The 11,433-nt window shown below is 71.7% G+C and carries 9 protein-coding genes; all 9 read right to left on the reverse strand.

Annotation, left to right across the window (positions count from 1 at the left end):
- Positions 1 to 223 precede the first annotated feature (223 nt).
- Entirely contained in the window at positions 224 to 1,513 is a 1,290-nt protein-coding gene (locus tag GA0115240_RS10220; protein WP_093736350.1) for a hypothetical protein, read from the reverse strand.
- Positions 1,514 to 1,581: 68 nt separating this feature from the next.
- Positions 1,582 to 2,589 (reverse strand): glutamate ABC transporter substrate-binding protein, encoded by a 1,008-nt coding sequence (locus GA0115240_RS10225; protein ID WP_256069641.1) that lies wholly within the window; start codon positions 2,587 to 2,589, stop codon positions 1,582 to 1,584.
- 107 nt (positions 2,590 to 2,696) lie between these two features.
- A complete protein-coding gene (locus GA0115240_RS10230; RefSeq protein WP_202451224.1) occupies positions 2,697 to 4,004 on the reverse strand; it encodes a hypothetical protein in 1,308 nt (435 codons plus the stop codon).
- A 358-nt stretch (positions 4,005 to 4,362) separates the two neighbouring features.
- On the reverse strand, positions 4,363 to 5,388 hold the full coding sequence (locus GA0115240_RS10235; protein ID WP_256069642.1) for an N-acetylglucosamine kinase: 1,026 nt from the start codon (positions 5,386 to 5,388) through the stop codon (positions 4,363 to 4,365).
- A complete protein-coding gene (locus GA0115240_RS10240; RefSeq protein WP_093736352.1) occupies positions 5,379 to 6,641 on the reverse strand; it encodes a 6-phospho-beta-glucosidase in 1,263 nt (420 codons plus the stop codon). The genes GA0115240_RS10235 and GA0115240_RS10240 overlap by 10 nt, the downstream gene beginning before the upstream one ends.
- Positions 6,638 to 7,543 carry a carbohydrate ABC transporter permease gene (locus tag GA0115240_RS10245; protein WP_093736353.1) on the reverse strand — a complete coding sequence of 302 codons (906 nt, stop codon included), beginning with the start codon at positions 7,541 to 7,543 and terminating at the stop codon, positions 6,638 to 6,640. The genes GA0115240_RS10240 and GA0115240_RS10245 overlap by 4 nt, the downstream gene beginning before the upstream one ends.
- Positions 7,544 to 7,549: 6 nt before the next feature.
- Entirely contained in the window at positions 7,550 to 8,500 is a 951-nt protein-coding gene (locus GA0115240_RS10250) for a carbohydrate ABC transporter permease (RefSeq protein WP_093736354.1), read from the reverse strand.
- Positions 8,500 to 9,831, reverse strand: coding sequence for an ABC transporter substrate-binding protein (locus tag GA0115240_RS10255; protein ID WP_093736355.1), 1,332 nt, complete (start codon positions 9,829 to 9,831; stop codon positions 8,500 to 8,502). The genes GA0115240_RS10250 and GA0115240_RS10255 overlap by 1 nt, the downstream gene beginning before the upstream one ends.
- A gap of 193 nt (positions 9,832 to 10,024) precedes the next feature.
- Entirely contained in the window at positions 10,025 to 11,260 is a 1,236-nt protein-coding gene (locus GA0115240_RS10260) for an ROK family transcriptional regulator (protein ID WP_093736356.1), read from the reverse strand.
- Positions 11,261 to 11,433: the final 173 nt, after the last annotated feature.

The following is an 11,433-nucleotide window of genomic DNA, read 5'->3' on the forward strand; positions in this document are numbered from 1 at the left end:
CCAGCCCGCAGGTGTCGCAGAACAGCTCGCCGCCGCCCATGTCCTCCACGGTCCCGGCACAGCCGGGCCGCCTGCATCTGCTCACGGTCTCCCCCTCAGCCTTTCCCTGACGTCTCGTCCTGCGTCGGCGCGCCGCCCGGCGCCCGCCCCGCGCCGCCGACCGGACCCGCGGCGGTCGTCCCCGCGGTCGTCCCCGCGGTCGTCCCCGCCGTCGTCCCGGCCGTCATCCCGGCCCCCGCCGGTCGGTCGGGGTGCGCGGCGCGGCGATGTCCGCGACGGCCTGCTGGTAGCGCTGCACGGTGCGCTCGGCGGCGGCCAGGTCGCAGGGCGCGCTCCACAGCAGCCGGCGTGCCTGGTCGTAGCGCTCCATCAGCAGCGAGTCCTCGGCCATGCCGAGCCGGGCGACCTTCGCCCGGTAGGCGTCCAGCCGGCCGCGCAGTTCGGCGCGCACCGCGAGCGGCGCCGTCACCGCGGTCAACGATTCGCGGGCGCGCAGCAGTTCGTCGTCCGCGCGCTCCTCCAGGCTGTCCAGCAGCGGGGACAGCCGGTGCCACTGCGCGGTGCGCATGAACTCCTCAGCGGTGTCCAGCTGTTCGTGCAGCGCCCCGGCCGGGCCGCTGACCGCGGGCACATCGGAGGCCAGGATCTTGGACAGCACCTCGACCCGGGCGCTGCGCGCCTCGGTCAGGGTGCGGTCGGCGCGCGACACCACGTCGCGCAGCCGCTTGAGCCGGTGTTCGGCGTCGTCCCGCACGTGCAGGACCGCCTCCACCTCGCGGCGGATCTCCTCCAGGCGGCGGCCGGCCTGCTCGTACTGCGAGGTGTCGGGGCGGCCGGGGGCGGGCAGCGGCTGCCAGAATCCCAGCGGGTCGGACACCGTACGACCGCGCAGCTCGGTCAGCTCGCCGGTCAGGGCCTCCAGTTCGTCCCCGGCCGGGTGGGCGCCGGGCCGCACGCCGACCGAGGCGGCCAGCGACCGTACCCGCTGGGTCTCGGCTGCCAGCAGGTCTATCCGGGCGGGCAGCGCCGACCACACGGAGTCGGCGGCGGCCACCGTCTCCATCGCCTGGTCGTACCAGGCGTTCATCCGGGCCAGCAGCTGTTCCAGGCTGAGCTGTTCGGTGAGCCGGGCCGGGCCGGTCAGTGCACGGGCGTGGTCGGGAACGGCCGCGCCGGTGACGGTGATGCCCTCGCCGCGCAACAGCTCGGTGAGCTGGGACAGTTCGGTCTGGGTGGGCCAGCGGCGGCGGGCCCGCAGTTCACGGGCGGCGGTCAGCGCGTCGGCGTACGCCTCGAAGTGCGTCCACAGCGCGGTGATCGCCGCGTCGGTCTCGGCCCAGCGCTGCCGGGTGACGCCGGTGAGTTCGGCGCCCTCCAGCAGTCTGCGGCCCGAGTGGTCCTGGAGGGCCAGCAGTGAGGACTCGACGGCTTCGTGTTCGGCGCCGAGCCGCGCCAGCGCGCGGTCCACGTCCTCCCGGCCCATGACCGGTCCGGATGCTCCCACGACCGCCATCACACCCTCTTCCTGTGCGTCTGCCCTGCCCTCGGCCGGAATGTCCCTGTCGCGGCTGCCCGCCCGCCCTACTGCTCCTTCTTGTACGTCGGTGGCGGCGGCCCGGTGATGCCGGGCAGGTCGGCGGACAGCCAGTGCCGGTAGGACCGCGACCACTGGCTGCCGGGCCCACCCGCCTCGTAGGCGGCCAGAACCTGATTGACCCTGCGTACCAGATCGGGCTGCCCCTGCTTCATGGCCACACCGTACGGCTCCTGAGTGACCGGTTCACCCACCAGATGCATCGAAGGATCCTGGGCGGCCTGCCCGGCGGCCAGCGCGTTGTCGGTGAAGACCGCGTCGGCGAGGCCGAGTTGCACTCTGACCAGGCAGTCCAACTGGTTGTCGACGGTCAGCACCTTGATGCCGAAGCGCTGGGCGTCGGCCTGCTTGGTGCCGTTCGCGGTGTCGGTGAGCTTGGCCAGCCCGGTCGAACCGGACGCGGTGCACACCGTCTTGCCCTTGAGGCTGGAGTTGTAGCCGGTGACGGGGGAGCTCTTGGGGACGAGCAGCTGCTGTCCGGCGGTGAAGTAGGCGGTGGAGAAGTCGACTTCGCCGATGCGGTCGCAGGTGATGCTCATGGTGCGCACCACCATGTCCACGGTTCCGTTCTGGATCAGCTTGACGCGCTGCGCGGTGGGCACGGTCAGATACTGCACCTTGGCGGAGTCACCGAGGATGTTCTTGGCTATCGCCTTGACGATGTCGATGTCGAAACCGTCGAGTTGACCCGTCGCGGGATTGCGGAATCCCCACAGGTAGCTGTTCTGGTCGATGCCCACCCGCAGCCGGCCGCGCCGCACGATGGCCTGCACGGCCTTTCCGTCCGTGCTGCCCAGGGCCGGGTCGAGACTGGCTTCCGGGTGGGCGCAGTCCTGGGCGGAGGTGTACTGGGCCTGGACGACCGAGCCCGGCGGGCGGATCACCGCCCGCGCTCCGCCGAGGCCGTGCAGCGGCGCCAGCGCCGAGGTCAGGGCCAGGGCGCAGGCCGCCGCCATCGCGGCCACGCCGCCCCACCCGCGCCAACTGCCCTTCACCGTCTGCCCCGTTCCCCTGCCTCGAAGGCCCCGGACGCCCCGGACACCCTGGATACCCCGGTCGCCCCGCGTGTCCTTGCTGCCGCGCGCCCGCCCCGCCACGCCGCTCACCGGTACTCCGACAGCCGGCGCCCGATGCCGAGCGCCGCGCCCGCGGCGGCCAGCACCGCGAGCAGCGCCGCCCCGGCCGGCAGCAGGGACAGCGCGCCGCGCCCCTGGTCGGCGGCCTGCCGGAACTCGCGCTGCTCCTGGGCGACCGCCCGGTCCAGGTCGGCGTCCACCTTGTCGAAGCACTGGCCGGTGGTCGCGGTGACCGCCTTGCCGCTGCTGTCCTTGCCGCCGATCACCTGGGCGACGGCCGTGGTGTAGTCGCCGCCGTTGTCGCTGGCCCGGGCCGCGGTGTGCCGGCCGCGCCAGATCTGCACGCTCTTGACCGCGGCGTTCACCGGGTCGCGGCCCGCGGAATCGTCGGCCAGCGCGAGGGCCTGGGCCAGTTGGCCGCCCACGCCCGCGGGGTCCGCGCCGGCCAGCCTGCGCATGTCGGCGGTGAAGCCCACGTCGTAGGCGTCGCCGGAGCCGCGGGCCACCAGGGTCAGATTCTCATTGCCGCGGGCCTGGAGCATCGCGATCCGGGCGTTGTTGAGCACCTGCATCGACTCGGCGCCGTGGGCGTAGGAGTCGGACAGCCGCGCCCGGGCCACCGTGTGGCCGGCGACCAGCCATACCAGCACCACCGCGCAGGCCGCGCTCGCCGCCAGCATGCCGTGGTTGAACACCCGGTTGGTGCGCCGGTAGTGGCGGCGCTGCGCCCACACCAGGGCGGCCAGCGCCGCGGCGCCCAGGACCCAGGCGGCCCAGGGCAGCGCCTCGGCGTCGGCGTAGTCGCGGTTCAGCCGGTCGGTCTCGATCCGGTAGAGCTCGTCGGCCGCTGCCAGCAGGCCGCCCTTCATCTGCATCCGCTGGTCGGCGTAGCTCAGATACGCGCCGCCCAGCGGAAGCCCCTGCCGGTTGTCGCTCTGCGCGGTCGCCACCTGCTGCACGTAGTAGGGCAGTTGCTGGTTCAGCGAGGCGAGCTGCGCGCCGGCCGCGCCGGAGCCGTCGCTGCTCGCCGCGGCCTGGGTGATCAGCCGGGCCGCGGTGGAGATGTCCCGCTGGTAGCGGTCGGAGACGGCTTGCGGCTCGTCGCCGCCGAGCAGGAAACCGCCCGCCACGGTCGCGTCGGCGTCGGCCAGCGAGCGGTAGATCTCGGCCGCGTCCGCGCTCAACGGCGCGCTGTGGTGGACCACATGGTCGGCGGCGGTGGCCCGGGCGGTGATCTGCCAGGCGGTGACGGCGCCGAACGCGACGACGAGGACGGCCAGCGAGGCCCCGATCAGGCGCAGCCGGCCGGGTTCGGTGGTCGCCGACAGCCGCATCCGGTGGGCGCCTTCCGCCCAGGCCCGGCGCCGGGGTGCGGGGATCCGCCGCGCCGCGGGCACCGGAGGCGGGCCTGTCGGTTGCGGCCCTCGCGTCGGCGTGTACGTCACATGTCCTCCCCCAGCGGACCCGCTCTGCGCGGGGTCAACCAGCAGTATGGCTGCCGCACCCGCACGGTTCCAGCGCCCCCGGCGGGGATCTCCCCCGGCCCCCACCAGGTCACACGCATCCGGGCAGACGTTCGGTTCCCGGCGGCGGTCCGGCCGGGACCCCTGGGAGGGGTCCCGGCCGAAGTCCCCGCCGCTGACGGGCCCGACGTGGCGTCGGCGGTCCCGCCGCGGTCCCGCCGGCGGGCCGTCAGGAGTAGTGCGCCCGCAAGGTCGCGCGGGCCTGCGGCGGGGCCGACACGTGGTCCAGTCCGAGCAGGCCCGCGCCCAGCACGGGCGGAGCCGTCACCACGTGGGCGCGGGCCTTGGGCGCCCGGGCGGTGAGCCGCTCGGTGAGCTCGTCCATCAGATACGGATTGCGCGCCGCCATGATGCCCCCGCCGAGCACGACGTCGGCCTCCTCGTCCAGCAGGCCGAGCCGGCCCAGCGCGACCGCGGCCAGTGCCACGATCTCCTCGGCCTGGCGGCCGACGATGGACCGGGCCACCGGGTCGCCCGCGTCCGAGGTCGCGAAGAGCACCGGGGTCAACTCGTAGCGCCGCACCGGCGGAATCGTCTCCAGGTGCAGCGCCTCGATGAGCGCGTACATCGAGCCGAGCCCGAAGTGCGCGGGCAGGGTGCGGGCCAGTTCGGTGGGCCCGCCGCGGCCGTCCTCGGCGCGGGCGGCGTGGAAGAGGGCCTCCTCCGCGAGGCCCGATCCGCCGCCCCAGTCCCCGGATATCTTGCCGATCGCCGGGAATCGCGCGGTGCGCCCGTCCGGCAGCATGCCGACGCAGTTGATGCCGGCGCCGCACACCACCGCGACCCCGCGCGGTTCATCCACGCCGGCCCGCAGGATCGCGAAGGTGTCGTTGCGTACCTCGGTGCTGCGCGCCCAGCCCCGGGCGTGCACCGCGGCTGCCAACTGCCGTTCCTCGACCGGCAGGTCGGCGTTGGCCAGGCAGGCTGACGTGTGTTCGGCGAGCGGTGTCCCGTCGCTCGCCGCGGTCCCGGTGCCGGGCAGCGGCAGGCCGGCGTCGGCCGCCGCGCGCTCCACGATGCGCGCGAGGGCCGACACGGCCGCCTCGACCCCGACGACCGGCGGCTGGAAGCCGCCGCCGCGGGCGGCGCCGAGCACCGTCCCGTCGGCGGCGACCAGCGCCACGTCGGTCTTGCTGTTGCCCGCGTCGATGGCGAGGACGCCACCGGGGACGAGCGGCTCCACGGTCAGGCCCACGCCAAGTGCTCCCGGTTGTGGGCGATCAGACGGTCGGTCAGCGCCTCCGCGTACTCGTACTGGCCGATCAGCGGGTGCGACAGCAGGGCGGTGAACACCCGGTCCCGGCCGCCGCGCAGCGCCGCCTCCAGCGCCAGGTCCTCGTAGGCGGTGACGTTGGCGACCAGGCCCGCGTAGAGCGGCTCCAGCGGGGCCACCGGCAGCGGCCTGGCGCCGTCCGCGTCGACCACGGCGGGCACCTCGATCACCGCGTCGTCGGCGAGGAACGGCAGCGTGCCGTTGTTGTAGGTGTTGACGACCTGGACGTCGCCGGTGCCCCGCAGCAGCGAGGACGCCAGGGCGACGGCCGCCTCCGAGTAGTAGGCGCCGCCGCGCTGGGCCAGCAGCTCCGGCTTCTCGTCCAGCTGCGGGTCGCCGTACATCTCCAGCAGCCGCTTCTCCATCGCCGCGACCTGCGAGGCCCGCGACGGGGTGGTGCGCAGCTCGCGCACCACCTCGTCGTGCGCGTAGAAGTAGCGCAGGTAGTACGACGGCACCACGCCGAGCCGGTCCAGGATCTCCCGGGGCAGGTGCAGATCGGCGGCGATCTCGTCGGTGTGCTCGGCCAGCAGCTTGGGCAGCAGGTCCTCGCCGCCGGGGCCGCCGAGCCGCACTCCCCGCTCCCAGGTGAGGTGGTTCAGGCCCACATGGTCCAGGTGCACCTGGTCGGGGGTCACCTCGAGCATCGCGGCGAACTTCCGCTGGAAGCCGATGGCGACATTGCACAGCCCGACGGCCTTGTGGCCGGCCTGCAGCAGCGCCCGGGTGACGATGCCGACCGGGTTGGTGAAGTCGATGATCCACGCGTCGGGCGCGGCCCGGCGCACCCGCTCGGCGATGTCGAGCACCACCGGCACCGTACGCAGCGCCTTGGCCAGACCCCCGGCGCCGGTGGTCTCCTGGCCGACGCAGCCGCACTCCAGCGGCCAGGTCTCGTCCTCGTTGCGGGCCGCCTGTCCGCCGATCCGCAACTGGAGCAGGACCGCGTCGGCGCCCGCCACCCCCGCTTCCAGGTCGGCGGTGGTGGTGATGGTGCCGGGGTGCCCCTGCTTGGCGAAGATCCGCCGCGCCAGCCCCCCGACGAGTTCCAGGCGGTCCGCGGCCGGGTCGACCAGCACCAGTTCCTCGACCGGCAGGGTGTCGCGCAACCGCGCGAACCCGTCGATCAATTCGGGTGTGTAGGTGGACCCGCCGCCCACGACTGCCAGTTTCATCCCTTGACTCCCGTCAGGGTCACGCCTTCGATGAAGGCCTTTTGCGCGAAGAAGAAGACCACGATCACCGGGGCCATCACGAGAACGGTGGCCGCCATGGTCAGATTCCAGTTGGTGTGGTGAGCGCCCTTGAAGGACTCCAATCCGTAACTGAGGGTCCACGCCGCCGGGTTGGAACTGGCGTAGATCTGCGGCCCGAAGTAGTCGTTCCAGCAGTAGAAGAACTGGAACAGCGCGACCGCGGCGATGGCCGGCCTGATCATCGGCACGATCACCGTGAGCAGGGTGCGCAGTTCACCGCAGCCGTCGACCTTGGCGGCCTCGGTGTACTCCTTGGGGATGGTCAGCAGGAACTGCCGCAGCAGGAAGATGGTGAACGCGTCGCCGAAGGCCAGCGGGATGATCAGCGGCCACAAGGTGCCGTCCATGCCCATCTGCTTGGTCCAGAACAGGTACATCGGGATGATCACCACCTGCGGCGGCAGCATCATCGTCGAGATCACCAGCACCATGATCAGATTCCGGCCGCGGAAGCGGAACTTGGCGAGCGCGTACGCCACCGGCAGCGAGGACACCACGGTCAGCACGGTGCCGGACACCGCGTAGACCAGGGTGTTGCGCCACCAGGTGAGGAAGCCCGGGGTGTCCCACACGGTACGGAAGTTGGACCATTGCCAGGTGTGCGGCCACAGGTCGCGGGTGAGCGCCTGGTTGTCGGTCATCACCGCGGTGAGGAAGACGAACACGAACGGCAGGATGAAGAAGGCCGCCGCCGCCAGGCCGAGCGAGTGCACGGCGATCCAGTGCAGGGTCTTCCTGCGCTGGGCGGTGCGCTTGGCCCGGGTGTCGAGTCCGCGGCCGGCGCTCGGCGCCGGCGTGGTGGTCAGGGTCGCTTGGGTCATCTCGGATCAGTCCTCCGCCGACAGGAAGCCGTTGCGCCGGCGCATCAGCAGCGCGGTGAACGCCATCGCCAGCACGAACAGCACCAGCGCGATCACACAGGCGGAGCCGTAGTCGAAGCGCTGGAAGCCGCGTTCGTAGACGAGCTGGGGCAGGGTCAGGGTCGACTTGTCGGGGTAGCCGGGCTCGAACTGCTGGCCCGAGTTGCCGATGATCCCGGAGGCGACCTTCCCCGCGACCAGCGGCTGCGTGTAGTACTGCATGGTCTGGATGACCCCGGTGACCACCGCGAACATCACGATCGGCGAGATGTTCGGCAGGGTCACGTAGCGGAAGCGGTGCCAGGGCCCGGCGCCGTCCAGCTCAGCGGCCTCGTACTGCTCCTTCGGCACGTCGAGCAGTGCGGCCATGAAGATCACCATCAGGTCGCCGATGCCCCAGACCGCCAGCACGGTCAGGGCCGGCTTGGACCAGTCCGGGTCGGTGAACCAGCCGGGCGTCGGGATGCCGATGTTGCCCAGGATGTGGTTCACCGGCCCGGTACCGGGGTTGAGCAGGAAGACGAACGCCATGGTGGCGGCGACCGGCGGCGCCAGGTAGGGCAGGTAGAAAGCGGTACGGAACAGGCCGGCGCCGGTCTTGATCTTGGTGATCAGCAGCCCGATGCCCAGGCCGAAGACCACCCGCAGCGTCACCATCACGACGACCAGCCACAAGGTGTTGCGCAGCGCCGGCCAGAACAGGGGGTACTGCGTGAAGACGTAGGTCCAGTTCTTCGTGCCGGTCCACGTCGGCGCGTTGATGCCGTCGTAGTGCATGAAGGAGAAGTAGACGGTGGACACCAGCGGGTAGACGAAGAAGGCGCTGAACCCGATGATCCAGGGCGACAGGAAGGCCAGCGTGCGCAGCGTCGCCTTGCGGCGCTTGACCTTCAGCAGGGGGTGGACGGCGGCGCTCATCACTGGGCCTGCGCGATGTCCTTGTCGACCTGCTTGTCGACACCCTGCAGACCGGCGGTGAGGTTCTTCGACTTGCCCGACTCGTAGGCGTAGGCGAAGTCCTGGAGCGTCACCTGGTAGGCGCCGCCGTTGACGCTCGGCGGGGTGGTGGTGCTGTTCGGGTTCTGCGCGATGTCGATGAAGGTCTTGAAGCCGGGGTCCTGGTCCAGCTTCGGCGACTTCAGCGCGGCCAGCGTGGAGGGCACGTTGTGGATCGCGTTGGCGAAGGAGACGACCGCGTCGGTGTCGGTGGTCATGAACTTCACCAGCTCCCAGGCGGCGTTCTTCTTCGTCGACTGGTTGGAGATGCCGATGATGGTGCCGGACAGATAGCCCTTGCCGTAGGTGCTCGCCTGGTCGTCGGGGACCGGGAACGGCGCCACCCCGAGGTCGGTCATCCCGGCGTCCTTGGCCATGCCCAGCCGCCACTCGCCGTCGATGCCCATCGCGACCTGCCCGGTGTGCAGCGGGTTCTTGGCGCCGAACTCGTCACCGAAGGTGTTGCGGTACTTCTCCAGCTTGGTGAAACCGCCCAGCGACTTCACCATGTCCTGCTGCCAGGCGAACATCGAGGCGAAGCCGGGGTCGGTGGCGATCTGCGACTTGCCGTTGGCGTCGAAGTACTTCACCCCCCACTGCGCGGCCAGGTGACCGGGCGTCGACTCGTAGCCGTGGAAGTCCGGCATGAAGCCGAGCTGGCTGTAGGAGTCGCCCTTGGACTTGGTCAGCTTGAGCGCGTCGGCCTTGAACTCGCTGAGGGTCTTGGGCGGGTTGGCGATCCCGGCCGCCGCGAACTCCTTCTTGTTGTAGTACAGCCCGTACGCGTCGCCGAGCAGCGGCAGGGTGCAGCGCTTCCCGTTGAACTGGGTGTACTCCAGCATCGGCTTGGGGAAGGTGGCGTCCGGGTTGATGCCGTCCTTCGACAAGAAGGGGGCCAGGTCCGCCATCGCGCCCGAGGAGCAGAACTGGCCGACGTTGTCGGTGGTGAAGGAGGACACCACGTCGGGAGCCTTGTCGCCGCCGGTGCGCAGCGCCTGGTTGATCTTGTCGTCGGTGATGTTGCTCTGCACCTTGACGTGGATGTTGGGGTGCGCCTTCTCGAACCGGGCGACGTTGTCGTTGATCGCCTTCAACTCGTTGGGCGCGGACCAGCCGTGCCAGAAGTTGATGGTGACGGGCTTGCTGGCGTCGTCGTTCGCGGTACTCGAACTCTGGCCGGTACACGCGCTCGCGAGCAGGGATATCGCGGCCGTTGCCGCGACGAGGGCGGCTGCTTTGGTCAGACGGGACACTGCTCTTTACCTCCGGGAAAGGGCTGACGAGGGTGTGCGGTACGGAGTGCGGGTGGTCGGGGGTGTGCGGTGCCGACGGAACGGCGGGCACGGGATGCCGTTCCGCTCGGGGGAGCGGGATCTGCGGGCGATTGCTGAACGCGGGCTGGCGGAGCGGGGGTTCGGGTCGGCGGGCGGTCGGGGGACGGGGTGGTCAGCGTGAGGTGTCGAACACCTCGTCGCGGGTGGTGGCGAGCGCGCTCTCCAGCGCCCCGCTCAGCACGGGGTGCGTCTGTACCGTGCCGAGCACCAACCGGGGCCGGGGGACGGCCAGTTCGGCCAGTTCGGACTGGATCGTCGCCCGCAGGGGTTCCCCGCCGGCGACGATCACATTGCCGGACAGGACGATCAGTTCGGGGTCGAGCACCGCGACCAGCGACGCGAGGCCGACCGCGGTGCCGGTGGCGCAGCGGGCCAGCAGTTCGGTGTACGGGTCCGCGGCGTCCGGCCCGGCTTCGCCGGCCGCCTCGTGCCGGGCCGCGGCGGCGGCCAGCAGTGCGGCGGCGGCGTCCGGCTGGGCGCCGCCCGGGAGTTCCAGGCCCAGCTCGCGGGCGATCCGCAGCACCGCGTTGCAGCCGGCCAGTTCCTGGAAGCCGCCGTTGTTGGCCTTGGTGACGTTCCGCACCAGCGGCGTGCCCGGCACCGGCAGGAAGCCGACCTCGCCGGCGCCACCGGTCCAGCCGCGGTGCAGCCGGCCGCCGATCACGATGGCGGCGCCGATGCCCTCCTCGTTCCACAGCAGCACGAAGTCGTCGTGCTCACGGGCCGCGCCGATCCGCTGTTCGGCGACCGCGGCCAGATTCACGTCGTTGTCGTACTCCAGCGGCATCGGCAGCTCGGCGGCCAGTTCGTCCAGCAGCGCGGGGTAGTGCCAGCCGGGCAGATGGCTGGCGTAGCGCAACCGCCCGGTGCTCGGGTCGAAGGCGCCGGGGGTGCCGACCACGACCCGGTGCAGGTCCGAGCGGCTGAGCCCGGCCGCCTTCACCGCGCCGTCCAGGGCCCGCACCACCTGCTCGACCGCGGTGCCGGCCCGGCGCTGCGGGGTGGGCAGCTTGAAGGTGCCGACGGTACGGCCGGTGATGTCGGCGACCGCCGCCCTGATCCGCTCGGGGTTGACGTCCAGGCCGGCCACGTGGGCGGCGGCCGGGTTGACCGAGTAGAGCTGGGCGTTCGGGCCCGGGCGGCCGGCGGTGGTGCCGGTGGCCAGGACCAGGCCGGCCGCCTCCAGCCGGGCCAGCAGCTGGGACGCGGTGGGCTTGGACAGACCGGTCAGTTTGCCGATCCGGGTCCGCGAGAGCGTGCCGTGCTCCAGAAGGAGGTCGAGCGCGGCGCGGTCGTTCATGGCGCGCAGGACGCGCGGCGTTCCAGGGGTTCCTGCCATGCGCGCCATCCTCCCTCAGTTCACTGTTAGGAAACTTTCCTATTGGCAAAACGAAAGGTAGGCCCGCCGTAAGCAGGGCGTCAAGGGGGCTCGGCAGGCCGTCGGCCAAGTCGTTACCAACCGACGCCCGGCACGACCAGCACGGCCCCCGGCACGCGTCCAGCGTGACAGGGGCCGTACGG

Source organism: Streptomyces sp. DvalAA-14 (genome assembly GCF_900091855.1).
GTDB lineage: Bacteria > Actinomycetota > Actinomycetes > Streptomycetales > Streptomycetaceae > Actinacidiphila.

Bases quoted from the DNA above. Each gene is read 5' to 3' on its own strand.
- GA0115240_RS10220 (WP_093736350.1), bottom strand. From the start codon at position 1,513: ATGGCGGTCGTGGGAGCATCCGGACCGGTCATGGGCCGGGAGGACGTG.
- GA0115240_RS10230 (WP_202451224.1), bottom strand. From the start codon at position 4,004: ATGCGGCTGTCGGCGACCACCGAACCCGGCCGGCTGCGCCTGATCGGG.
- GA0115240_RS10240 (WP_093736352.1), bottom strand. From the start codon at position 6,641: ATGAAACTGGCAGTCGTGGGCGGCGGGTCCACCTACACACCCGAATTG.
- GA0115240_RS10245 (WP_093736353.1), bottom strand. From the start codon at position 7,543: ATGACCCAAGCGACCCTGACCACCACGCCGGCGCCGAGCGCCGGCCGC.
- GA0115240_RS10250 (WP_093736354.1), bottom strand. From the start codon at position 8,500: ATGAGCGCCGCCGTCCACCCCCTGCTGAAGGTCAAGCGCCGCAAGGCG.
- GA0115240_RS10260 (WP_093736356.1), bottom strand. From the start codon at position 11,260: ATGGCGCGCATGGCAGGAACCCCTGGAACGCCGCGCGTCCTGCGCGCC.